Origin of the sequence: Gordonia sp. ABKF26 (assembly GCF_041103195.1) — a bacterium.
Classification (GTDB): domain Bacteria; phylum Actinomycetota; class Actinomycetes; order Mycobacteriales; family Mycobacteriaceae; genus Gordonia; species Gordonia terrae.
Map to the genome: position 1 here is coordinate 4,602,234 of NZ_JBGCVZ010000003.1, position 22,289 is coordinate 4,624,522.

The following is a 22,289-nucleotide window of genomic DNA, read 5'->3' on the forward strand; positions in this document are numbered from 1 at the left end:
ATACCGCAACGCCCGGAACCCATTTCGACCACGACGACGTCGTCTGCTGAGATCGGAAAAGGTTGTCGGTGGTCGGGTTTACATTGGTCTGTAGCGGATCACCCTGGTCGGGGCGGGTGACGAAACAGGCGTCGGGGGGCGTTGTGAGGATGTGGACCGATCTACCGGGCGAGTTCGTCGCCGGGGTCGATCCTGCCCGCGCGGCCGAGACCGACATGGTCATGTTGATGGGCGGCCTCGACGCCACCCGACGCGGAGAGTCCTATCTCGCCTGGCATCGATATCAGACGATCGCGGCGATGACCGACCGGCTCGTCACCACCAGCGCCTCAGGCTTCGTGATGGACGGCCACGCCGACTGCGCCGCCCGGATCGCCCGCCAAGGCGCGGTGTCACGACGGCAGGCCGAAATCTTGATCGACGAGGCAATCGCCCTGCGTGACCGGCTTCCCGACACCGCGGACACCCTGCGTGACGGGATCCTGTCGCAGTGGCAGATCCGGCTGATCCTCTCCCGCACCGAGCTGATCCCCGCCGACGACCCCATCATCCCCGCCCTCGACGCCGAGATCGCCGGTACTCTGCGCCGCCGCAGCGGTGTGTGGGATCGGGCGCGGTTGCGCGACATGGTCGACCGCCTCGTGTTCCGCCACGATCCGGATGCGGTACGCCAACGCCGCAAAGACGCGATGGACCAACGTGGGGTGTGGACGCACGAACTGCCCGACGGCACCGCCGAACTCACCGCCGTCATGTCGGCAGAGAACGTGCGGATCTCAGCCAAAGCCGTCCGCGTCCTCGCTGATGCGGTATGCAAACGAGACGGGCGCAAGCGCGGGCACCGCCAGTCCGATGCGATGTTCGCGCTGTTGACCCGCACGGCATTCGAGTGCCAGTGCGCCGACGACGAGCCCTGCATTGCCGACATTCCCGACCCGCGGAGTGTCCTCGACGCGGTGCGCGCCGAGATAGTGATCCATGTGGTCACCGACGCCGCCACCCTCGCGGGGGCGCCTGGGGTGGGGTTCCTCGACGAGCACGGCATCATCAGCGACGAGCACGTCCGTGACCTCGCCGCCCGCCCCGACGCCACCCTCACCCCGGTCACCCCGGCCCGCACCCAACCCACCTACGTCGCCACCAACGACGACGATCACCGGCGGACCGCCCAACGCCCGGCATCAGCCGAAGACACACGAGCCGACGACGACAACGGTGGCGCCACAACTCGATCGGACGGTGAGCCCGGCGACACCACCGCATCAGTAGCAGTGGTTTACCCGGCAACCCATCCTGGCAACGGGTACCGGCCCACCGCGTCGTGCGCTGATTTCGTGCGGGTGCGGGACGGCTATTGCACCGAACCCGGTTGTACCCGTTCGGCATTCGCATGCGATCTCGACCACGTCACCGAGTACGACCACACCGACCCTGCCCGGGGTGGGGCGACGTCGAGTGAGAACCTCAACGCCAAGTGCCGCCCCAGTCATCTCCTCAAAACCCACGGTGACTGGGTCGACGTGCAATACCGCGACGAAGGCGGCCGCCTGGTCACCGAATACGAGACCCCTGAAGGGGTCACCCTGCCCGGGGATGCCGAAACCCTCGAAGACACCTTCCCCAACCTGCGGCGAATCCGGTTCGAACAGGCCGCTCAAGCCCCACCCACCCCACACATCATCGCCTCCGTCGACAACTCGGAGCGCACCACCAGCCGACTGGACGCCAAACTGGCCCGCCGGCGACAAGAGCGCGCCCGGAACAGGAAAGCCCGCGAAGAGCTCGACCGCCTCGACCCACCACCCTTCTGACGATCTCATCCCTCGCGGGACGGCCAGCGAAGCTGGATCGGGCCAGTGCAGTCCTCGTGTGCGGCAGGTGGTTTCGACACGCTCGACCAGCAGGGGACGTTGCGGGACTAGATCTGGCCGAATCGGCGGAGCGCCTCTTCACGCTCGGCCTTGTGATCGACCATCGGCTCGGGATAGTCGTCGGCGTCGATGTCGCCCACCCACCGGCGGACGTACTCGCCGTCTGGGTCGAACTTCTTGGCCTGGGCCTCGGGGTTGAACACCCGGAAGTACGGTGCCGCATCGGTTCCCGTGCCCGCAGCCCACTGCCAACCGTGGTTGTTCGACGCCATGTCACCGTCGATGAGTTGATCGAGGAACCATTCCGCTCCCCACCACCACGGCAGGTGCAGATCCTTGACGAGGAAGGACGCGGTGACCATGCGCACCCGGTTGTGCATATAGCCGGTCTCGGCCAGCTGACGCATCCCGGCGTCGACGAGCGGGAAGCCGGTACGCCCGGCCTTCCAGGCGTCGAACCGCTCGTAGGCCTTCTCGTCGGTATCCAGATCGATGCCGTCGAACTGGCGATTCCAGTTGTGCCACAGGCTGTGTGGCCAGTGATAGAGCACGTCGGCATAGAAGTCACGGAACGCGAGCTCGCGGAGATAGGCTTGCGCTCCCCCCGACCTGCCCAGATCCGCGGCGAGCGTGCGGGGATGGATGTTGCCGTATTTGAGGTACGCCGACATCCGGCTGGTGCTGTCCCCGGCGGGATCGTTGCGGCCGGAGTCGTAGTCGGCGAGATCGCCGTCGACGAATTCGGCCCAGCGCTCCGTGGCCGCATCCTCGCCCGCGGGGATGGAGAGCGTCGTCGGCGCGGCAGGGACCCGGATGCGTCCGGTCTTCGTCAGATCCGATGGGTCGACGATCTTCTTCGCCGGCACCGACGAGTCGGCGGGTGCGCGCCACCCGTGGTCACGCCACCGCTTCGAGTACGGCGTGAACACCTTGTACGGCGAACCGTCGTCTTTGGTCACCCGGCCGGGCGAGACGAGGTACGGCGACCCGGTCGCCACGAGTTCGACGTCGCCGAGCGCGTCGGCGACGGCCTCGTCGCGTCGTCGGCCGAACGGCGCGAAGTCCTCGGAGATGTGGACTCGTTCGGCGTCGACCGCCCGGGCCAGCTTCGGGATCTCGTCCTCGGGGCGTCCCCGGACGACGAGTAGCTTGCCGTCGAGTTTGTCGTCGATCTCGCGCAGCGAGTCGAACAGGAAGGCCAGGCGCCGCTCACCCGAGGACTTCTCCAGCCGCGGGTCCAGCACAAAGCACACGAGGACCGACGAATCGGTCCCCGAGGCGGCCGCGGCGAGCGGCGGGAGGTCGCTCAGGCGCAGATCACGCCTGAGCCAGACCAGTGAGGTCGCGGACGTCAGCCCACTCCGAGCAGGTCGATGACGAACACGAGCGTCCGTCCCGACAGACGATGGCCCGCACCGGCTGAACCGTAGGCGAGCTCGGGCGGAACGGTCAGCTGACGGCGTCCGCCGACCTTCATGCCGGGGATTCCCTCCTGCCAGCCCGGGATCAACCGGTCCAGCGGGAAGTTGGCCGACTGGCCGCGGTCCCACGACGAATCGAATTCTTCGCCCGTCTCGTAGTCGACCCCGACGTAGTGAACGTCGACGATGCCGCCGCGGGCGGCTTCGGCACCCTCGCCGACGATGAGGTCGGAGATGGTCAGGTCGGCCGGCGGGGGTCCCGCCTGGAACTCGACCGTGGGCTTCTCGGTGCTGGTCACTGGACTCTCCTTTGAGTCGGGTGTGCGGCGGTCAGACGTGTCCGGCGAGAGCGGTCGCTCAGCGATCGCCCATCTGGACGTAGTCGCGTTCGGTGTAGCCGGTGTAGAGCTGACGCGGACGGCCGATCTTGGTGGTCGGGTCCTCGTGCATCTCGCGCCAGTGGGCGATCCATCCCGGCAGGCGTCCCAGCGCGAACAGCACGGTGAACATGCGGGTGGGGAAGCCCATCGCACGGTAGATGACACCGGTGTAGAAATCCACGTTCGGGTACAGCTTGCGCTCGATGAAGTAGTCGTCGTTGAGCGCGACCTCTTCGAGACCCTTCGCGATGTCGAGCAGATCATCCTGCACGCCAAGCGATTCCAGGATCGTATCGGCGGTCTTCTTCACGATCGCGGCGCGCGGATCGTAGTTCTTGTAAACGCGGTGACCGAAGCCCATGAGCTTGACGCCGGCTTCCTTGTTCTTCACCCGCTTCATGAAGTCCTTGGTGTCGCCACCGTCGGCGCGGATGTCGTCGAGCATCTCGAGCACGGCCTGGTTGGCGCCGCCGTGCAGCGGACCCCAGAGTGCGTTGATGCCGCCGGAGATCGAGGTGAACAGGTTGGCCTGCGACGAGCCGACGAGGCGGACCGTCGAGGTCGAACAGTTCTGCTCGTGGTCGGCATGCAGGATGAACAGCATGTCGAGCGCCTTCGCGACCTCGGGGTTGACCTCGTAGGGCTCCGCGGGGAAGCCGAAGGTCATCCGCAGGAAGTTCTCGACCAGGCTCAGCGAGTTGTCCGGGTAGAGGAACGGCTGACCCGCCGACTTCTTGTACGCGTAGGCCGCGATGGTCGGCAGCTTCGCGAGGAGGCGGATGGTCGACAGCTCGACCTGCTCGTCGTCCTTGGGGTCGAGCGAGTCCTGGTAGTAGGCCGACAGCGCGTTGACCGCACTCGACAGCACCGGCATCGGGTGCGCGTTGCGGGGGAAGCCGTCGAAGAAGCGCTTGAGATCCTCGTGGAGGAGCGTGTGGCGCTGGATCTTGGTGGTGAAGTCCTCCAGCTGCGCCGGAGTCGGGAGCTCGCCGTAGATGAGCAGGTAGCTCACCTCGATGAAGGTCGACTTCTCGGCCAGCTGATCGATCGGGATCCCGCGGTAGCGCAGGATGCCGGCGTCACCGTCGATGTAGGTGATGGCCGACTTGGTCGACGCGGTGTTCACGAAGCCACCGTCGAAGGTGGTCAGATTGGTCTCGGCCAGGAATTTGCCGAGCGCGACCGAGTCGGTGCCCTCGGTGGCCTTCAGGATCGGGAGCTCCAGCTGTCCACCGGGGTAGGTGAAGGTCGCTGAGGCCGTGTCGGACGCCTGGTCGGCTGGGACTGTTTCAGCAGACACACGAACCCCTTATTCAGATCAGAGATTTTTACAGTGTCCGGGTAGGACACACAGGTACAACCTAGTCGCTTCTCAGCTCGCCCGCCCACGGAGGGTCGGCCCCGGGCCTCGACACCGTCACCGCAGCCACGTGAGCTGCGAATTCGGCCGCTTCTCGCCACTCTTCGACGGTCAGTGAACGCACCGCGTCCGGGGAGAGCCGACCGTGCCGGTCCAGGTGGTGGACAAGGCCTCCGAGGACGCTGTCCCCCGCGCCGATCGTGTCGACGACGTCGACGGACGGCGCCGGCGCGGTCACCTCACCGACCGCTGTACGAACAGTGATGCCCGATGCCCCGGCTGTGGTGACAACCGCTGCCACTCCGTCACCCAGCCAGTCCGCCGCCGAACTGCCCGCCGGCCCGTCGCCGAGCCAGGCCGCGTCCTCGTCGGAGAGTTTGACCAGGTCCACCGACGACATCCAGCTGCGGAAACGGCGTCGGTAGTCGTCGGGGTCGTCGATGACCGCGGGCCGGATGTTCGGGTCCAGCACCACGACTCGACCCTCGGCGCGGCAGCGACGCATCAGGTTCTCGTACACCGTGGCACCGGGTTCGAGCACGAGCGACAGGGTCCCGAACGTCACCGCCGCGACGGTGGGCGGCAGCGCGCCCGGATCGGTGACCGCCCGGTCTGCGGTCCCCTCCACGTAGAAGGAATAGCGTGCCGATCCGTCGTCGGCGATGGTCGCCAGAGCCAAGGAAGTGGGCTCGTCGCGACGTTGGACCAGCGCGGTTCCCACCCCGGCAGCGCGGAGCGCGTCGACGATCGCATCGCCATAGGTGTCGGTGGACACCGCCGAGAGCAACGACACCGCACTCCCCAACCGCCCCAGGGTGATTGCGACATTGAATGGACCGCCGCCCAGGGCGGGCTGCAGGGGCGCCAGGCCTCCTCGGTTCGCCTCGTGCCGACTTCCGCCCTGCTGCACGACATCGACCAGCGACTCGCCGCAGACGACGATCTCTCTCACGGTCTCTCCTCGCATTCGCATGGGCCACCGGGCACGGCACCTCCACCGAGTCTGCCATCGCAACGCGGGCGCACGCCTGGACTTCGCGGGGTGGGACACCACGTCGCCCGGGGTAGATTCGATCCATGCACGAGCTGCCGGCGGGCCCCGACGCGGTGGTCCTCGACTTCTCGGCCGATGACGCCCCGTCGGCCGCGGTGCTCGCCGCGACCAGGGCGTTGCGCGCCGCGATCGATCGCGGCGAGCTCGCCGAGGTGACCGATCTCGTGCCCAGCGCGCACACCCTCCTGGTCCAGGCGAATCCGGGTCGCGGTGTGGACGAACTCGGTGTCCGCCGCGCGCTGCGACACCGCGGAACCGACGCCGAGCACGACAACGACCAGCGTGTTTCCGACGAGATCGTCATCCCGGTCGAGTACGACGGCGCGGACCTCGCGGATGTCGCTGCGGCACTGGACATGACGAGCGACGAGGTCGTCGAGGTGCACTGCCGCACCCGATGGCGCGTCCAGTTCATGGGTTTCGCACCGGGTTTCGGCTATCTCGTCGCCGACGACGAGGCATCGCACCCGTTCGACACGGTGGGTCGACGCCGGGAAGCACGCACGAACGTTCCGGAGGGGTCGGTCGCGATCGCCGCCGGGTACAGCGCGGTGTACCCGAGGTCGAGCCCCGGCGGCTGGCAGTTGCTGGGCCGCACCGATGTTCGCCTGTGGGACGCGCACGCCGATCCCCCCGCCCTGTTCACCGCGGGCCGGATGGTCCGCTTCGTCGACGCCGGGCGCGGACGCAGATGACCTCGCTGACGGTTCTCGCGACGGGGCCTCTGGCGACCGTCCAGGATGCCGGGCGGCCCGGGTACGCACACCTCGGCGTCCCGCGGTCGGGGGCTGCGGATCGTGCGGCCCACGCTCTGGCCAATCGTCTTGTGGGCAATGCGGAGTCGGCGGCGGTGGTCGAGACGACGCTGGGCGGGTTGCGAATTCGCGCCGATTCCGACGTACTGGTCGCGGCGACCGGGGCGGACACCGTGGTGCGTCGCAACGGGATCCCCGCGGGGCTCGCCGCGGCTCTCGTGCTTCGTGCCGGTGACGAGCTGTCGCTCGACGCGCCCACCTGGGGGTTGCGCAACTACGTCGCCGTGCGGGGCGGTATCGACGTCGAACCGGTGTTGGGCTCGCGGTCGACCGACACCCTCTCCGGACTCGGGCCGCCTCCACTCGACACCGGCGCGCTGTTGCCCCTGGGTCACGCCGCCGGTGACTGGCCGACCACGTGGTCCGCCCCCGCCGACAACGAGCACCCGCAGGTCGTCGTTCTGGACTGCCACACCGGCCCCCGTGCCGACCATCTCGCTGCTCCGGCCGACGTGTGCGTCGGATCCTGGGTGGTCGGAACCGACAGCAATCGCGTGGGCGTGCGGGTCGACCGCGCCGAGGGCTCGGGGCTTCCCCTCCTCACGCACCGTGACGACGCCGCGGAGCTCCGTTCCGAGGGCATCGCCCACGGGTCGATCCAGGTCCCGCCGAGTGGCCGTCCGGTCATCTTTCTCGCCGATCACCCGGTCACCGGCGGCTATCCGGTGGTGGCGGTCCTCACCGCCGAGGCGGTGGATCTCGCCGCGCAGGTCGCTCCCGGATCGGAGATCCGATTCCGGCAACGCTGATCGGAGAATCGACGTTTCGGGATCGCCGACCGAGGGAAGCCATAGACCAGCGTCCCGATAGGAGGTACGAGCGTGAGTGATCCGTCTGTGAACGACCTGTCGACCGTGCAGCTCGTCGAACGTCTGCAGCAGCAGACGACGACCCTGGTGAAGACCGAGCTGCAGCACGCGGTCGCGGAGATGAAGGGCAAGGGCACCCGGATCGGGGTGGGCGCCGGCATCTCCGGTGCGGGCACCTTGCTGGTGCTGTTCGGCCTCGGCACTCTTGTCGCGGCAGCCGTGTTGGGGCTGGCGAACGCGGTACCGGCGTGGCTGGCCGCGGTGATCGTGGGGGTGATCCTGTTGGTCATCGGCGGGGCCGCCGCCGCGATCGGAGCCAAACGGGCCAAGTCCGCGGTGCCGCCGGCCCCGGAGCGCACCGTCGAGAGTGTCCAGCGCGACGTGGCGACTGTGAAGGAGCACCTGTAGATGAGTGAGACACCCGAGAACAACACTCCGGCCGACACCCCGCCCCCGGTGGAGCAGCAACGCCAGGAACTGGCCGAGACCGTCGACGCGCTGGCCGCCAAGCTGGATGTCCCGGCGCGGGTGAACGACGCGGCGTCGAGGACGGCGCACACCGCACAGGTGAAGGCCCAGGAGAACTCGACCGTGCTGATCGGCGCGGCGGTGGCCGCCGTGCTGGCCGTCGGCACCATCGTCATCGTCCGTCGTCGACGCCGCTGACCTCCGACCACGATCCGCCCAGGGTCCACTACCGAATGAGCGAGGAATTCGCATGAGTGCCGTATCGAAGGCGATGTACAAACCGATGTCCTTGGCGACCAGCGTGCTCGGCGGTATCGCCGCGGGCGCGGTGTTCGGTCAGATCTGGAAACGGATCTCCGACGACGAGTCGGCACCCGATCCGAAGGACCTCGAGCGCTCGAACACCGAGGTCCTGGTGGCTGCCGCGTTGCAGGGTCTCGTCTTCGGACTCGTCAAGGCCGCGGTCGACCGGGCCGGCGCACGTGGCTACCGGGCCGTGACCCACGAGAATCCCGAGTGACCGACAGTTGACACCGGGGTGAGACGAACCTAGGGTTTCGTCTCATGACCGAGGTTATGGACGCTGCGACGGAGGCCTGTCCCGTTCACACCGACGACGCGGCGTCGGCACACGAGTACGAGCCTCTCGGTCCGGATTCGCTGACCTGGCAGATCTGGGGCACCTGGACGGGAATGTTCCAGGGTCTGTGGGCCGGATCGATCCAGAACATGCACCCCAAACTGGGCGCCGCGGTGTGGGACCACTCGGACTTCTTCGGCGAGCGATGGCAGCGTCTGATGCGGTCGCTGTATCCCATCAGCGGGGTGGTCTTCGATTCCGTCGTGCCCGGCGCGCAGACCGGGCTGGAGGTACGCGACTACCACCGGACCGTCAAGGGGACGATGGACGACGGGTCCCGCTACCACGCGCTGGATCCCGATGTCTTCTACTGGGCCCACGCCACGTTCTGGTACGGCAACGTCCGGCTGTGCGAGCGATTCGGCCCCTTCCTGACCGAGGACCAGAAGCGCCAGCTGTTCGAGGAGTCGAAGGCCTGGTACGCCCAGTACGGCGTGTCGATGCGTCCCGTGCCGGACACCTACGAGGACTTCCTGGAGTACTGGGACTACATGTGCCGCAACGTGCTCCGCGATCACGTCTCGGTTCGCACGGTCCTCGACATCACCCAGTTGCCGCCGCCGCCCTTCCTCGGCTTCATACCGACGTGGCTGTGGGACCGGTATCTGGTGCCGCAGAACCAGAAGCTGTTCATGTGGCTGACCACCGGGTTCTACGACGAGCCGGTTCGCGAGATCCTCGGCCTCGAGTGGACCGACACGGACGAGCGACGATTCCGGTTGCTGGGCAAGGGCATCAACCTCGTGATGCACAAGCTCCTACCCAAGCGGGTGCTGCGCCATCCGCGGCCGCGCGACGCATGGGACCGCGTCACCGGAAGAGTCGCCGCGGACGCACCGATCGTGCACACGCCCACGCGGAACCTGCCCCCGGAGAGCGAGCGCGACAACCCGATGCACTACTGCCCGGTGACCGCCGCACGGCGGGCGTCCTACCCCGGCGTGCTCACCGCTGACTGAGACCCACGAGTCTCCTACTGCTGCCCCTGGCTTCGTCGCATGGCCTGCCGGACCCGTCCGGCCTCCCGGGTGGCGTGCGGGTTCGGACGTCCGGCCCGCGAGCCTGCCAGTTTCGCACCGATGTGCTCGCCCACGGTGATCGGTGAATAGCGGCTGCCGGCCCCGACGCACGACGGCAAGGTCGTGATCATCGCGTCGAGGTTCCCGTCGTGGAAGTAGGCCGCGGATCGGCGCCGTTCCACCGAGCCGTCGACGACGGGCGGTTTGACCCGATGCAGGGTCGAGGTCCATCGCTCGTTGGTCCAGCGCGCCATCAGATCGCCCAGATTGATCAGCAGCGCACCGTCAGCCGGACTCACGTCGTGCCATTCGCCGTTCCGATCCAGCACCTGTAGGCCTCGCACCTGGTCGGCCCACAGCACTGTCACGATCCCGTAATCCGTGTGCTCGCCCATGCCGGTCAGCTCGCCGTCGAGTTCGATCTCACCCGGCGGCAGGGCGTAGTTGTTCATCCGGAGCACGTCGAGGGAATGGTCGGTGAATCCCTCGAAGAAGTCGGCCGGCAGGTCGAGGGCGTCGGCAAAGATCCTGGTCAGTGTGTGGGCGACGCGGCGGGCCTCGCTGAAGTACGCCGAGACCGCCGCCTGGAAATGGTCGACGGCCGGCCAGGTGTTGGTCGCGTACTGGTCGGCGGGCAGGTCGAGTTCGGGGTATTGCGTTGCCTCGACCCCGACGTTGTAGGCCTCGAAGAAGTCGTTCATGCGTCCCGCGGACTCGACGCCCAGCGAGAGTGACAGGGATTCCGATTTCGGCGGCGCGTACCCGCGATTGATCTTCGGCGGTGTGCGGTAGGTCTTCTTCAGTTCGAGCGGAAGGGCGAAGAAGTCGTCCATGACCGCGGTGAACTCGTCGATGACCGCAGCCGGGATCTCGTGCCCGACGACCTGGATGAAGCCGACCGAACTCGCCGCGTCGTCGAACCTCGCCGCCACCACGGCCCGGTCGGCGGGATCGCCGTTGCGTGTGTACGGCGAGATGTCGATGAGCGGCACGTCGAATCCGGTGGCGGCGGCGGTCATGGCGTCCATGGTGGCACCGATCGCCGGGTCGCGCTGGTCGGCGAACCGGGCCCTCAGGTGCGCTGACCGGCGCGATAGTGCACGAACGCCGGGATCATCAGTGCGGCCACGATCGTCGCGATCACGACCGCGATGCCCCCGAACGCCGTCGCCGCGGCGACCCCGATCGAGGCGGCCGCGGCGCCGTGGGCGACGTCGGCGATCCGCGGGCCGCCGGCCACCACGACGATGAACACGCCCTGCAGTCGGCCGCGCACCTCGTCGGTCGCGGCCGCCAGCAGGATCGTCTGCCGGAACGCCGCGGACGCCATGTCGGCCGCCCCACCGATCATCAGCAGCACGACCGCGACGACGAGCATCGGCATGGCGGCGCCGTCGGCGAACGACACCGCGATCCCCGTCCCGGTGATCGCCAGACCCCAGATGATGATGCACACGATGACCGCGAGACCCTGCCGCTGCACGCGGGCGACCCAACCCGAGAAGATCCCGCCGACGACGGCTCCCGCGGCGATCGCCGTGAACAGCAAGGCGAACGCGATGCCACCGCCTTCGGGGCCACCGAAGTTCTCGTGGGCCATCTGTGGGAACAGCGCCCGCGGCATGCCGAAGATCATGGCGATGAGGTCGACGAGGAAGGATGCGAGGAGGATCTTGTGCCCGGCCAGGTACCGAAGGCCGTCGAGGACCGAGCGCAGGCCCGCGACCTTCGGCGCTGCCTCGCTCTCCGGTCGCAGGGACGGCAACATGATGACGGCGATGAGCGTCGGCACCAGGAACAGTGTGTCCACGAAGTACAGGAGCGAGTAGCCGAGAACCGGGATCAGGGAGCCGCCGACCAACGGCCCCGCGATGGCGCCCGCTTGCATCACCGTCATGTTCAGCGACAGCGCGGCGGGCAGGTCCTTGGTGTCGAGGAGTCGAGGTAGTACCGCCGTCCGCGTGGGCTGGTTCACGGCGAAGAAGGCCTGCTGAACGCCGAAGAGCACCAACACGATCCAGACGTTCTGCCCGCCCACCGCGGCCTGTGCCCAGAACAGTGCGCTGCAGACGATGAGGCCGATGGTCGTGATGATCAGCAGGGTCCGACGGTCGACGACGTCGGCCAGGGCCCCGCCCCACAAGCCGAAGACGACGAGCGGGACCAGACCGAACACCCCGGTCAGCCCGACGTACGCCGAACTCCCCGTGACCTCATAGATCTGAGCGGGCACCGCGACGACACTCAGCTGCGCGCCGATCACGGTGACGATGTTCGCGAGCCACAGCCGCCGGAAGTAGTGATTGCGCAGCGGCGCGGTGTCGGCGAGAAGGCGGGCCATTTCCACGATGCTATGACCGCCGCCCGGCGTCGGGTCACGCAGGCCGACACGTGCCTTGTGAAGAGTGACCGCAACGTGGGTGCGGCCCTCCGCTATGGTCATCTCCGCCCGAGGCGCACTCGCACCTGGGTCGGGGCTTCGAGAAGGGGAATGCACATGGGTGTTCGGCACCGGCTGACGGTGGTGACGGTCGCGATGGCCGTCGTGCTCGGTCTCGCGATTCCGGGGACAGCACAGGCCAGTCCGCGGTATCCGACGGCCGGCGATCGGATCACGGTCCAGGTCGCCTCGGATCAGCGAAGCACCTACGGCTTCTGGTGGGTCGACGGCCACCACCGGATGGCACCTCGCGCGGCCCGGGTCGGCATGACACTGCGCAACTTCGATCCGGCGACCATGTTGTGGTCGACCACAACCACTTTCACCTCGCACCAGAAGCGGCAGCAGACGGCGGCGAACATCACGTCATGGGGTGGTTACGCCCGTTGCACGATCTGGGTGAACGGCGTGCGCGTCTCCCATCACGTGTATCGGGCACCGATTTTCGCCCAGGCGCAGTGCGGTCTCACCACACTCGACACGAAACGCCTCGACTATCGCTGACCGGGACGGCGTCGACCCTCACGGCTGCAGCCGTTCGGCACGCCAGGTGTGATCGACGTGGGTGAGCCGAACCCGATTGTGTAGACGGTTGGCTCGCCCCTGCCAGAACTCGACCTCGACCGGGGCGATGCGGTACCCACCCCAGGAGGTCGGGACCGGCACCTCCGCCCCACTGTCGAAACCACCCAAGGCCTCCGCGAGGTCGGCGGCCTTCTGCTCGAGTTCGACGCGGCTCTCGATCGGCCGCGACTGCTCCGACGCCGCGGCCGACAACTGGGAACCGCGGGGTCGGAGCTCCCAGTAGGCCTGGATCTCCTCGGCGCTGACATGCTCGACCGGGCCGCGGAAGTGCACCTGACGCTCCAGCGCGATCCAGGGAAACGTCACCGAGGCCCACGGATTCGCGGCCAGTTGCCGACCCTTGTCGGAGTCGTAGCCGGTGAAGAAGACCACCCCGTTCGCGTCGACTCCCTTGCACAGGACGGTTCGGGTCGACGGCCGGCCGTCCGCGTCGGCCGTGCCGAGGACCATCGCATTGGGTTCGGCGATACGGGCGTCGATGGCCTCGCGCAGCCAGACATGGAAGAGGTCCAGCCACGGCGGGTCGCCACGCAGCCAGCTCGGGTCGAGGTTCTCGCGGATGCCGTCGGCGCCGGCGGCACGGTCACCCTCGCCGATGTTGGGTGGGATGCCGCCGCCGTATCCGACGCGCATGTTCGGCAGGTCGATGGGGTCGCGCGACTCGTCCAGCACTTTCCTGACGCTACTCCGACCTCACTCGTTACTCCGGGGTACACGCGGGGCGCCGCGCTGATCTACAGTTCCACGTGGATTGCATCCCCGCGGATGCACGACACAGACGTCGAGTGAGGTGGGTTGCCATGGCCAACACTGTTCCCGAGGATTTCGTCGCCGGTCTCGAGGGCGTGGTGGCCTTCACGACCGACATCGCCGAACCGGACAAGAACGGCGGCAATCTCCGTTACCGCGGCGTCGACATCGAAGACCTGGTCGAGAACAAGGTGACCTTCGCCGATGTGTGGGCGCTCCTGGTCGACGGCAAGTTCGGCGACGGCCTGCCACCGGCAGAACCGTTCCCATTGCCGATTCACACCGGCGACGTGCGCGTCGACGTCCAGGCCGCACTCGCGATGCTCGCCCCGATCTGGGGCTACCAGCCGCTCCTCGACATCGACGACGAGACCGCCCGCGACAATCTCGCCCGCGCGTCGGTGATGGCACTGTCGTACGTGGCGCAGTCGGCGCGCGGCATCCATCAGCCCGCGGTCCCGCAGCACGTGATCGACGAATGCGACACCGTCACGGCACGTTTCATGACGCGCTGGAAGGGCGACCCCGATCCCCGGCACATCGCCGCGATCGACGCCTACTGGGTCAGCGCCGCCGAGCACGGGATGAACGCGTCGACGTTCACCGCGCGGGTCATCGCCTCCACCGGCGCCGACGTCGCGGCCTCGCTCTCGGGCGCGATCGGCGCCATGTCCGGTCCGCTGCACGGCGGCGCCCCAGCCCGCGTGCTGCCGATGATCGAAGAGGTCGAGAACACCGGGGACGCACGAGGACTCGTGAAGGGCATCCTCGACCGCAAGGAGAAGCTGATGGGCTTCGGGCACCGCGTGTACCGCGCGGAGGATCCGCGTGCCCGCGTACTCCGTCGCACCGCACAGGAATTGGGCGTGCCGCGGTTCGAGATCGCCGCCGCACTCGAGCAGGCCGCGCTCACCGAACTCCGCGAACGACGCCCCGACCGCGCCATCGAGACCAACGTCGAGTTCTGGGCGGCGGTCATCCTCGACTTCGCCGAGGTGCCGACGCACATGATGCCGGCGATGTTCACCTGCGGCCGGACCGCCGGCTGGTGTGCGCACATCGTGGAGCAGAAGCGCCTGGGCAAGCTGGTCCGCCCGGCCGCGATCTACACCGGCCCGAGCCCCCGGCGCCCCGAGGACGTCGAGGGCTGGGGTGACGTCGTGAAGCCGGGTCTGTAGGTCCCTTCCACAGCCGCGGCCAGGTTCAGCCTGGTCGGGTCGGTTGTGGACACCCGCTCGTCGGGTCGCGGCCGGCATCGTAAAGTGTTCCCCAAGTCACGTGCTCACAACGACTGTCGGGGGAACGATGAGCGGGGATTTTGTCGTCAATCCAGGTGCGATGGACGGCGTCGCAGGCGCACTCGAAGGCATGGGGTACTTCATCGAGTCCGCGCCGCGGCCGGACATCAGCGCGATCACCAGCTCAGCGATGCCGAACTCACCCCTCGTAGGACCAGCACGGGGGACACCAATGGTAAGAAGCATTTCGATCAAACCGATCCAGACAATTACGACAACATGATTTTGAACGGCCCCAAGTAGATGAAACTCTCACTTCGGCCTCCGTCGATTCTCACTGTCTTTGCGCTATGTGCAGTTCTCTCCGTCATCTCTTGCTCGACAGCGGTATCGCCACAGGACAATGGACGCGGGAAAATTTCAGCGTCAACGGATTCGAGTTCCGAGCCGAGTGCCTACCGCTTCCCCACTGGGGTGGCCGGTCCCTACAACGCGGTCTGGTCTGCATCCGACCAAATCAACCTCTACAGCAGAGCGGCCGAGTTGGCGCGCGCCTATGTTGAGTCATGCCAGTTGTCGATCTTCGGCCGGCAGGCCGCCTATCCCGGTGCGGTTGCTGCCGCTCCCGCCCCGACCGTCGACCATCGTATGAGTTGCCTCTTCGCACCCGAACAGCCGGAAGGTGATAAGCCAGCGTATTTCGGCACTCTGTACGCCACCATCCTCGAGCTGGATTCCAGCGAAAACCAAGTCTCCGCCCGCGGGTGTTACACAACCAACGGTCGCGCCGATGTGAAGACACAAGAGCCGGAGAGCGATTACCTCAACGCGACTGAATTCAGCTTCGTTGCCCAACTTCCCGGAGGTAAGACCGATCCACGGGCAGGTGTCGGTCCAGCTGCTGTTGCAGGGGCGACCGCGCGTGCCCCGCATTTCGACGTTTTCTACCCGTGGAAGTTTGATGCAGTACGACGAGGGACGCCAGCTCCGCCGGAACCGCCCTTCAACGAGCGACCCTGCGCTCGATGGGCAGCCCGAATGCTCGATCAGATTCCGGCGTACTCAGGCCAGAATCCTTTCGCACCTGACGGGTCCGCTGCCGAGTTGGAGCCAAAACTTCTCGGCGGAAAAGGGTTTCCAACTCTGCCTCAGTCTCTCGCATGGCCGGGACCCTGACTACGACGAGAAACCGTCCGATCGCATCCCGCGTACCGCGGCCAGGTCATAACCGAAGACACGGACTCGGTGACCGCGAATTCACGTCGGCCGGAACAGTTCCCGGCGCTTCCTCAGTCGCCCGCGTGGCCACCCCCGTGATCACATCGGATCGAGAGATAGCTGACGTGGCCGGACGCGCTCGCCACCGAAACACCAAGGAGAACACATGTCCAAGCACGAGTGCGCCTTCACCGGCGACTTCGACGAAGTCCTCCACGCAATCCACGCCTGCGTTCTCAACGGCAGCTCGTCGGCGAGTTACGAAGCGGGCAGCGACATCACGGTCGGCGACGTCCGTTGCGCAACTCTCGTCTTCGAGCGCTACAGCATGGTCGGTGGCAATCGGCTGAGTCTGACCGTCACGCTGATAGGTCGCGGACGTGAGCTCAACCTGGTCGCCATCACATCCGGAGGTAGCCAGGCCGTGTTCTGGAAGCTGAATTTCTACGGCGAGGACGCGTTCCTGTCGCAATTCGTCGGCCATATGGACACGATCATCGGACGCCGGTCCGCCTGAGCCGCACGCTCATGTGCACGGGCGCGTCTTGCACTCGTCGCGCGTACATGCAGAGGCAACCGAGCCGGAGACGGCGCTGTCACCGGGTTTGCAGGGACCGAACCCGAGGTGGCGGGGACCACTCCCTAGAATTGCCGTCATGAGCGAAGCCGCCACCGCACCCGTCACCCTGCCCGCCGACCTGCTGCCGTCGGACGGCCGCTTCGGTTGCGGACCGTCGAAGGTGCGCCCCGAGCAGTTGCAGTCCCTCGTCGACACCGGTGCGTCGGTGTTCGGCACCAGCCACCGTCAGGCCCCGGTGAAGAACGTCGTGGGCTCGATCCGCGAAGGCCTGTCGAATCTGTTCTCCCTGCCCGAGGGCTACGAGGTCGTGATCTCCAACGGTGGCACCACCGCGTTCTGGGATGCCGCGGCGTTCGGCCTGATCAAGCAGCGTTCGCTACATCTCACCTACGGCGAGTTCTCGTCGAAGTTCGCGACGGTCGCGAAGAAGACACCGTTCCTCGACTCCCCCGCGGTCATCTCGACCGACCCGGGCACCGCACCCGATCCGGCCGCGCTGACCGCGGACGACTTCGGCGGCGTCGACCTCATCGGCTGGGCCCACAACGAGACCTCGACGGGTGTGGCGGTTCCCGTCGTGCGTCCCGCAGGCTCGGATGACGCGCTCATCGCCATCGATGCCACCTCGGGTGCGGGCGGCCTGCCCGTCGACATCGCCGATGCCGACGTCTACTACTTCGCGCCGCAGAAGTGCTTCGCGTCCGACGGTGGACTCTGGGTCGCGCTGATGAGCCCGCGTGCGCTCGCCCGCGTCGCGGAGATCGCCGAGACCGACCGCTGGTGCCCGGAGTTCCTGTCGCTGCCGACCGCGGTCGACAACAGCAGCAAGAACCAGACCTACAACACCCCGGCTGTCGGATCGCTGCTGCTGTTCGCCAACCAGATCGAGTGGATGAACAACAACGGCGGCCTGGACTGGTGCGTCTCGCGCACCGCCGATTCCAGCTCACGCCTCTACCGGTGGGCCGAGGCCAGCCAGTTCGCGACCCCGTTCGTCACCGAGGCAGCCAACCGCAGCCAGGTCGTCGGCACCATCGACTTCAACGACGATGTGGACGCCGCGGCCGTCGCCAAAATCCTTCGCGCGCACGGGGTCGTCGACACCGAGCCGTACCGCAAGCTGGGTCGGAACCAGCTGCGCATCGGCATGTTCCCGGCCATCGAGCCCGAGGACGTCAGCAAGCTCACCGAGTGCATCGACTACATCGTCGAGCGTCTCTGACCGCCTCGTAGATCCGTCGACCACCGGCGCGCCGCACAGATCGTTGCGGCGCGCCGGTCGTGGTTCACGAACCGGTAGCCTGGTTCCCACAGACCACATCCGACGCATCGACCGCTGGCGTCGCTTGAGCCCCACGCGTGCTGAACTGCGGTTTTGCCGCGTGTCCCACAGTGAATCGGCAGATCGGTGAGTTAATGTGACCCCAATGCGTGCACCCACCGGAGGAGGAGCAGATGCGTGAGCTCCGCGTCGTCGGAGTGGAAACCGACGGCTCCCATGTCATCTGTCAAGACCCGCAATCGGGTGAGAAATTCCGGATCGCCTCCGACGAACGCCTCCGCGCCGCAGCCCGCGGCGACATCTCACGACTGGGACAGATCGAGATCGAGATGGAGAGTGCATTGCGGCCACGCGAGATCCAGGCACGAATCCGAGCGGGTGCAACCGTCGCCGAGGTGGCGGCCGCAGCAGGGGTGGGCGTCGACAAGATCGAACGCTTCGCCCACCCGGTCCTCCTCGAACGCAGCCGTGCCACCGAACTCGCCGGCGCCGCGCATCCCATCCGCCACGACGGCCCCGCCGTCGCAACGCTCGTCGAGTCGGTCACCGAGGGACTCCTCGCCTACGGCCAGAACCCGAACGACGCCGACTGGGACGCATGGAAGGGTGACGACGGCTACTGGGTGGTGCAGGTGGCCTGGAGCGTCGGACGAACCGACAACCTGGCGCACTGGCGCTACCAGCCCGGCTCGCACGGTGGCAGCGTCGACCCGCTCGACGATCTCGCCGACGAGCTCACCCACCCCGAGACCATCGCTCCCCGTCGCCGGCTGACCCCGGTGGCCACCCCCGAGGTCGCTGTCGAGACGACCCCGGACGGACGCGAAGAGGTCACCATCGACGCGAACTCGATCATCGGTGCACAACGCGCGCGCCACGACCGGCGGCCGGCCGACGACGACGGCACCGTGCCGTTCGACTTCGGCTTCGACGACCAGCCCACCGATTCCGGCGACACCGCGGACACCCCGGACGAGCCCACGCCCGCACGGCCCGACGACGCCGACACGGACGACGCGCCGTCGGCTCCCGCGGCCGGACCCGAACGTCCGCGCCGGAAGAAGACGCGTAAACCTGCTGTCCCGGCGTGGGAGGATGTCCTGCTCGGCGTGCGCAGCAACGGGAACAGCTGAGTGGCCTCGGCGCGCGCGGCCACCGTCTGGTTCATCGACTCCGACGATCCGGCCTCGATCCTCCGCACCGGTCCGGCCAATGACTCTCAGCACGCCCATCAGCTGGCCTGCGCCGTCTTCGGCGACAGTGTGCTCGTCCCCCTCGTGGACACCGATCTCGCGACCGCCGCCGCAGCCCGCGACACCCACGTCTACGCCGGCTTCTACGGCCCGCTGGCCGTCGTGTCCTGCTCGCTGTTCGAGACGAAAGCACCGTCGACACTGACCCGCGCACTCGCACGGATCCGCCCCAGCGCGACGACGACCCTGCTGTACGCCGAGCCGGACACCTCCCTCGGTGTGTTCGCTCGGTGGGAGTCGGGGACGCTACGCCGCTCCTTCGCGGCCGACCCCGTGACCATCCACGAGGACCACGGCCTGCCGTTCACCTTCGAGAAACCGTTCTGGGGTGGTGAACACCCGCTGAGTCATGCCGAGGGCGTGCCCACCGCGCCGATGTCGCTGCCCTTTCACCCCGCACACCTCGCCGAGGAGTCGAATCGCGCGTGGCTCGGGTTCCGCTACACCCACCCGCTCGCGGAGTCCGATCTCGACCCTTCGTCGATCACCGTCACCTGCTTCGCCCTTCACCCGGCCGAGTACGAGCCGACCGCGGCCGACTACGACAACTACCGGGCGGCAACGGCTTCGCGCACGCAGGAGCGGACGGCCCCGCCGGACGAGCATGCCCGCAAGCGAGGCCGCATCCGCGAGTATTTCGGGTTCTGAGAGTCAGGCAGCGGGACGGCCCAGCGCGAGCAACGCGATCGACGACGCGACGCCGGCGAGGAAGCCGAGCAGCAACCCCCAGACGACCCAGCGCCACACGGGTCGCGCCCGGAACTCCCACAGGGTCCAGCCGAGTCCACCCGCGACGACCAGGACCGCGGCGATGCCGAGGAATCGGAATATCCCGCCGATGAGTTGATAGACGCCGACCAGGACGAACGCGGCGAACAACGCACTGAAGACGCCGACGATGATCCCCAGGGCCCACGGCGTCGGCTCGCCGCTCTCCGACTCGACGGTCACTCCCCCATCGTGCCCGATCGTGCGCGTTCGTAGAACGCAACGGCCGCCGCGGTCGCCACGTTCAGCGAGTCGGTGCCCCGGCTCATCGGAATCCGGGCCTTCACGTCGGTCGCCGCCATCGCCGACGCCGTCAGGCCGGGCCCCTCGGCCCCGACGAGGAAACCGACCTTCTCGGCGGTGACGGCTTCGGCGAGGGTCACGGCGCCGGGGTCGGGTGTCATCGAGACCAGTTGGAAGTCGCGGTCCCGCAGGAGGTCCAGACCGCGCGGCCAGTCGTCGAACCGCGCGAACGGCACGAGCAGCGCATGACCCATCGACACCCGCACGCACCGGCGGTACAGCGGATCTGCGCAACCCTGACCGAAAAGCACTGCGTCGACGCCCAATCCGGCGGCGTTGCGAAAGATCGAACCGATGTTCTCGTGGTCGTTGACACCTTCGAGGATCGCGACGGTCCGTGCGCTGGAGAGGATGTCGGGCACCGTGAGCGCCACCGGGCGCCGGGCGACCGCGAGCACGCCCCGGTTGAGGTGGAAGCCGACGACCTCGGCCATCACCTCGGCGGTGGCACGGAAGAACGGCACGCCGGTCAGCGAGGGGTCCCGCAGATCGGCGTCGAGTTCGTCGAGCCGCTTGGCCACACCCAGGAATGCATGGGTCTCGAAGCGCGAGGCGATCATCCGCTGCGCGACGAGGACGCCCTCGGCGATGACGAGACCGCGACCGGGACGCCCACCGGGCAGGACCGGCAGGTCCGGTCGTCGGTCGACGGAGTTCAGATCGCGGAAGTCGTCGACCCGCGGGTCCGCCGGGTCGTCGATGTCGATCACGTTCACTGCGAGCCCGGGCACCGCAACAGTGTGCCACCCGGACGAAACCGGCAGCGCACGGGTGTGAAACTGTGGAAGGCGTGACCAGCGATTCGACTCCGATGTCACGTCTGTCCCTCGACCGCGCCACCGACGCGGACTGGGCCGACATCATCACCACCGATGCCCGTGCGTTCGCCATGCGCAACCCGCTGCCCGACGACGAGGTCGCCGATCTGCGGGGCAAGGTCGCCGACGACGACGTCGTGCTGGTGCGCGACACCGGTCTGGACGCCCGACCGCTCGTCGGGGTGGCGATGTTCTACCGGATGTCGATGTCGCTGCCCGGAGGCGGTGTGTCCGACGCGGCCGGACTGTCGTGGGTGTCGGTCGCCTCGACCCACCGGCGTCGCGGCATCCTGCGCCGCATGCTCACCGAACTCGTCGAGCAGTGGGAGGCGGAGAAGTACACCTTCGGGATCCTCACCGCCAGCGAGGGAACCATCTACGAGCGGTTCGGCTTCGGCCCGGCGTGTTTCGCGAACTCGGTGTCGTTGACGCCGGGCGCGGCGATGCGGGCCGCGCAGCCCGAGGACGCCACCGTCCGGTACGCCGACGCCGACGCGGTGGCAGCGGCGATCCCCGACCTCCACGCCCGGTGGACCCTCACCACGCCAGGCGCCCTCACCCGCACCCCTGCCTGGTGGAATCCCATCCTGGCCGACCGGGCGTCGGAGCGGCCCCTGTCGGCGAGCGGACTGCACTACCTGCTGCACGCCGACGGCTACGCGAGCTACCGCATCTACAAGGACGAGACCGGCGCGGTGCGCGGCGAGGTCAACGAGGTCTTCGCGGTCACCGACGACGCGCACACCGACCTGTGGCGCGTCCTGATCAACCTCGACCTCATCCCGTCGATCACCGCGACGATCCCGGTCGACGACCCGCTGGCGCAGAAGCTCGTCAATCCGCGGTCGGTGTCGGTGACCGGCACCGCCGACACGATGTGGCTGCGCATCCTCGACGTCCCGGCCGCGCTCGGCGCCCGCCACTATGCGGCCGATCTCGACGCCGTGATCGAGGTGACCGACGAGTTCCGCGGGCACGGAGGCGTTTTCGACATCTCGGTACGCGAGGGCGGGGCGATCGTCGCGCCGGCGAAGGCGGGTGCGACGCCCACGGTCCGGCTGGACATCTCGGTGCTCTCCAGCATCTACCTGGGCGGGATCCGACCCTCGGCCTTCGCGGCGGCGGGACGCCTGCACGTCGACTCCCCGGCGACGCTGAGGGCCCTCGACCACGCGTTCATGACCGATCGCGCACCGTTCTCCGGCACGTTCTTCTGA

General features: G+C 67.7%; 23 protein-coding genes. 14 read left to right on the forward strand and 9 right to left on the reverse strand.

Annotated elements, in window-relative coordinates; translation table 11 throughout:
• Nucleotides 1–149: 149 nt before the first annotated feature.
• Nucleotides 150–1,811 (forward strand): DUF222 domain-containing protein, encoded by a 1,662-nt coding sequence (locus tag AB4Z55_RS21285; RefSeq protein WP_369520464.1) that lies wholly within the window; start codon nucleotides 150–152, stop codon nucleotides 1,809–1,811.
• 107 nt (nucleotides 1,812–1,918) lie between these two features.
• On the opposite strand, the gene AB4Z55_RS21290 is transcribed toward AB4Z55_RS21285, so the two are convergent.
• The 4 genes from AB4Z55_RS21290 to AB4Z55_RS21305 all read right to left on the reverse strand — a co-directional run bounded on the left by AB4Z55_RS21290 (nucleotide 1,919) and on the right by AB4Z55_RS21305 (nucleotide 5,984).
• Nucleotides 1,919–3,208, reverse strand: coding sequence for a deoxyribodipyrimidine photo-lyase (locus tag AB4Z55_RS21290; RefSeq protein WP_101820385.1), 1,290 nt, complete (start codon nucleotides 3,206–3,208; stop codon nucleotides 1,919–1,921).
• Nucleotides 3,209–3,222: 14 nt separating this feature from the next.
• Nucleotides 3,223–3,591, reverse strand: a complete 369-nt coding sequence (locus AB4Z55_RS21295) for an FKBP-type peptidyl-prolyl cis-trans isomerase (RefSeq protein ID WP_004020157.1) — start codon at nucleotides 3,589–3,591, stop codon at nucleotides 3,223–3,225.
• A 58-nt stretch (nucleotides 3,592–3,649) separates the two neighbouring features.
• Nucleotides 3,650–4,972: a citrate synthase gene (locus AB4Z55_RS21300; RefSeq protein WP_004020158.1), complete on the reverse strand. Its 1,323-nt coding sequence runs from the start codon at nucleotides 4,970–4,972 to the stop codon at nucleotides 3,650–3,652.
• Nucleotides 4,973–5,033: 61 nt separating this feature from the next.
• Entirely contained in the window at nucleotides 5,034–5,984 is a 951-nt protein-coding gene (locus AB4Z55_RS21305; protein ID WP_248644892.1) for a carbohydrate kinase, read from the reverse strand.
• Between the two features lie 125 nt (nucleotides 5,985–6,109).
• Between AB4Z55_RS21305 and AB4Z55_RS21310 the strand changes: the two genes are divergently transcribed.
• From AB4Z55_RS21310 to AB4Z55_RS21335, 6 genes are all read left to right on the forward strand, one after another.
• The gene (locus tag AB4Z55_RS21310; protein ID WP_369520465.1) at nucleotides 6,110–6,781 is read left to right on the forward strand and encodes an allophanate hydrolase subunit 1; all 672 of its coding nucleotides are present in this window, start codon (nucleotides 6,110–6,112) and stop codon (nucleotides 6,779–6,781) included.
• On the forward strand, nucleotides 6,778–7,650 hold the full coding sequence (locus tag AB4Z55_RS21315; RefSeq protein ID WP_354563527.1) for a biotin-dependent carboxyltransferase family protein: 873 nt from the start codon (nucleotides 6,778–6,780) through the stop codon (nucleotides 7,648–7,650). Before AB4Z55_RS21310 ends, AB4Z55_RS21315 begins: the two co-directional genes overlap by 4 nt.
• A gap of 72 nt (nucleotides 7,651–7,722) precedes the next feature.
• Nucleotides 7,723–8,118, forward strand: coding sequence for a phage holin family protein (locus tag AB4Z55_RS21320; RefSeq protein ID WP_004020162.1), 396 nt, complete (start codon nucleotides 7,723–7,725; stop codon nucleotides 8,116–8,118).
• Nucleotides 8,119–8,376, forward strand: coding sequence for a DUF3618 domain-containing protein (locus AB4Z55_RS21325; protein WP_064571261.1), 258 nt, complete (start codon nucleotides 8,119–8,121; stop codon nucleotides 8,374–8,376).
• 52 nt (nucleotides 8,377–8,428) lie between these two features.
• Nucleotides 8,429–8,698, forward strand: coding sequence for a DUF4235 domain-containing protein (locus tag AB4Z55_RS21330; protein ID WP_004020164.1), 270 nt, complete (start codon nucleotides 8,429–8,431; stop codon nucleotides 8,696–8,698).
• A 44-nt stretch (nucleotides 8,699–8,742) separates the two neighbouring features.
• The gene (locus tag AB4Z55_RS21335) at nucleotides 8,743–9,777 is read left to right on the forward strand and encodes an oxygenase MpaB family protein (protein ID WP_064571262.1); all 1,035 of its coding nucleotides are present in this window, start codon (nucleotides 8,743–8,745) and stop codon (nucleotides 9,775–9,777) included.
• A 14-nt stretch (nucleotides 9,778–9,791) separates the two neighbouring features.
• Here AB4Z55_RS21335 and AB4Z55_RS21340 read toward each other — a convergent pair whose 3' ends face one another.
• Together AB4Z55_RS21340 and AB4Z55_RS21345 are read right to left on the reverse strand one after the other, a co-directional pair.
• Entirely contained in the window at nucleotides 9,792–10,865 is a 1,074-nt protein-coding gene (locus AB4Z55_RS21340) for an isopenicillin N synthase family dioxygenase (RefSeq protein ID WP_369520466.1), read from the reverse strand.
• Nucleotides 10,866–10,909: 44 nt separating this feature from the next.
• On the reverse strand, nucleotides 10,910–12,178 hold the full coding sequence (locus AB4Z55_RS21345) for an MFS transporter (RefSeq protein WP_369520467.1): 1,269 nt from the start codon (nucleotides 12,176–12,178) through the stop codon (nucleotides 10,910–10,912).
• 156 nt (nucleotides 12,179–12,334) lie between these two features.
• Between AB4Z55_RS21345 and AB4Z55_RS21350 the strand changes: the two genes are divergently transcribed.
• Nucleotides 12,335–12,781: a hypothetical protein gene (locus AB4Z55_RS21350; protein ID WP_369520468.1), complete on the forward strand. Its 447-nt coding sequence runs from the start codon at nucleotides 12,335–12,337 to the stop codon at nucleotides 12,779–12,781.
• An 18-nt stretch (nucleotides 12,782–12,799) separates the two neighbouring features.
• On the opposite strand, the gene pdxH is transcribed toward AB4Z55_RS21350, so the two are convergent.
• The gene (pdxH, locus tag AB4Z55_RS21355) at nucleotides 12,800–13,534 is read right to left on the reverse strand and encodes a pyridoxamine 5'-phosphate oxidase (protein ID WP_369520469.1); all 735 of its coding nucleotides are present in this window, start codon (nucleotides 13,532–13,534) and stop codon (nucleotides 12,800–12,802) included.
• 128 nt (nucleotides 13,535–13,662) lie between these two features.
• On the opposite strand from pdxH, the gene AB4Z55_RS21360 reads away from it, so the two are divergent.
• From AB4Z55_RS21360 to AB4Z55_RS21380, 5 genes are all read left to right on the forward strand, one after another.
• Complete coding sequence (locus AB4Z55_RS21360; RefSeq protein ID WP_369520470.1) at nucleotides 13,663–14,790, forward strand: citrate synthase 2; 1,128 nt, start codon at nucleotides 13,663–13,665, stop codon at nucleotides 14,788–14,790.
• Nucleotides 14,791–16,234: 1,444 nt separating this feature from the next.
• On the forward strand, nucleotides 16,235–16,585 hold the full coding sequence (locus AB4Z55_RS21365) for a DUF6054 family protein (RefSeq protein ID WP_369520471.1): 351 nt from the start codon (nucleotides 16,235–16,237) through the stop codon (nucleotides 16,583–16,585).
• 139 nt (nucleotides 16,586–16,724) lie between these two features.
• A complete protein-coding gene (gene serC / locus AB4Z55_RS21370; RefSeq protein ID WP_369520472.1) occupies nucleotides 16,725–17,870 on the forward strand; it encodes a phosphoserine transaminase in 1,146 nt (381 codons plus the stop codon).
• Between the two features lie 233 nt (nucleotides 17,871–18,103).
• Complete coding sequence (sepH, locus tag AB4Z55_RS21375) at nucleotides 18,104–19,063, forward strand: septation protein SepH (protein ID WP_369520473.1); 960 nt, start codon at nucleotides 18,104–18,106, stop codon at nucleotides 19,061–19,063.
• Entirely contained in the window at nucleotides 19,064–19,831 is a 768-nt protein-coding gene (locus tag AB4Z55_RS21380; protein ID WP_354563536.1) for a hypothetical protein, read from the forward strand. It begins immediately after the preceding gene.
• 3 nt (nucleotides 19,832–19,834) lie between these two features.
• On the opposite strand, the gene AB4Z55_RS21385 is transcribed toward AB4Z55_RS21380, so the two are convergent.
• Nucleotides 19,835–20,134, reverse strand: coding sequence for a DUF2537 domain-containing protein (locus tag AB4Z55_RS21385; RefSeq protein WP_004020180.1), 300 nt, complete (start codon nucleotides 20,132–20,134; stop codon nucleotides 19,835–19,837).
• Entirely contained in the window at nucleotides 20,131–20,985 is an 855-nt protein-coding gene (locus tag AB4Z55_RS21390; protein ID WP_369520474.1) for a TrmH family RNA methyltransferase, read from the reverse strand. The genes AB4Z55_RS21385 and AB4Z55_RS21390 overlap by 4 nt, the downstream gene beginning before the upstream one ends.
• Before the next feature lie 80 nt (nucleotides 20,986–21,065).
• Between AB4Z55_RS21390 and AB4Z55_RS21395 the strand changes: the two genes are divergently transcribed.
• A complete protein-coding gene (locus AB4Z55_RS21395; protein WP_101820381.1) occupies nucleotides 21,066–22,289 on the forward strand; it encodes a GNAT family N-acetyltransferase in 1,224 nt (407 codons plus the stop codon).

Bases quoted from the DNA above. Each gene is read 5' to 3' on its own strand.
- AB4Z55_RS21395 (WP_101820381.1), top strand. From the start codon at position 21,066: ATGTCACGTCTGTCCCTCGACCGCGCCACCGACGCGGACTGGGCCGAC.
- AB4Z55_RS21285 (WP_369520464.1), top strand. From the start codon at position 150: ATGTGGACCGATCTACCGGGCGAGTTCGTCGCCGGGGTCGATCCTGCC.
- AB4Z55_RS21340 (WP_369520466.1), bottom strand. From the start codon at position 10,865: ATGGACGCCATGACCGCCGCCGCCACCGGATTCGACGTGCCGCTCATC.
- AB4Z55_RS21335 (WP_064571262.1), top strand. From the start codon at position 8,743: ATGACCGAGGTTATGGACGCTGCGACGGAGGCCTGTCCCGTTCACACC.
- AB4Z55_RS21360 (WP_369520470.1), top strand. From the start codon at position 13,663: ATGGCCAACACTGTTCCCGAGGATTTCGTCGCCGGTCTCGAGGGCGTG.
- AB4Z55_RS21310 (WP_369520465.1), top strand. From the start codon at position 6,110: ATGCACGAGCTGCCGGCGGGCCCCGACGCGGTGGTCCTCGACTTCTCG.
- AB4Z55_RS21330 (WP_004020164.1), top strand. From the start codon at position 8,429: ATGAGTGCCGTATCGAAGGCGATGTACAAACCGATGTCCTTGGCGACC.
- AB4Z55_RS21325 (WP_064571261.1), top strand. From the start codon at position 8,119: ATGAGTGAGACACCCGAGAACAACACTCCGGCCGACACCCCGCCCCCG.
- AB4Z55_RS21345 (WP_369520467.1), bottom strand. From the start codon at position 12,178: ATGGCCCGCCTTCTCGCCGACACCGCGCCGCTGCGCAATCACTACTTC.
- AB4Z55_RS21365 (WP_369520471.1), top strand. From the start codon at position 16,235: ATGTCCAAGCACGAGTGCGCCTTCACCGGCGACTTCGACGAAGTCCTC.
- AB4Z55_RS21350 (WP_369520468.1), top strand. From the start codon at position 12,335: ATGGGTGTTCGGCACCGGCTGACGGTGGTGACGGTCGCGATGGCCGTC.
- AB4Z55_RS21315 (WP_354563527.1), top strand. From the start codon at position 6,778: ATGACCTCGCTGACGGTTCTCGCGACGGGGCCTCTGGCGACCGTCCAG.
- sepH (WP_369520473.1), top strand. From the start codon at position 18,104: ATGCGTGAGCTCCGCGTCGTCGGAGTGGAAACCGACGGCTCCCATGTC.
- serC (WP_369520472.1), top strand. From the start codon at position 16,725: ATGAGCGAAGCCGCCACCGCACCCGTCACCCTGCCCGCCGACCTGCTG.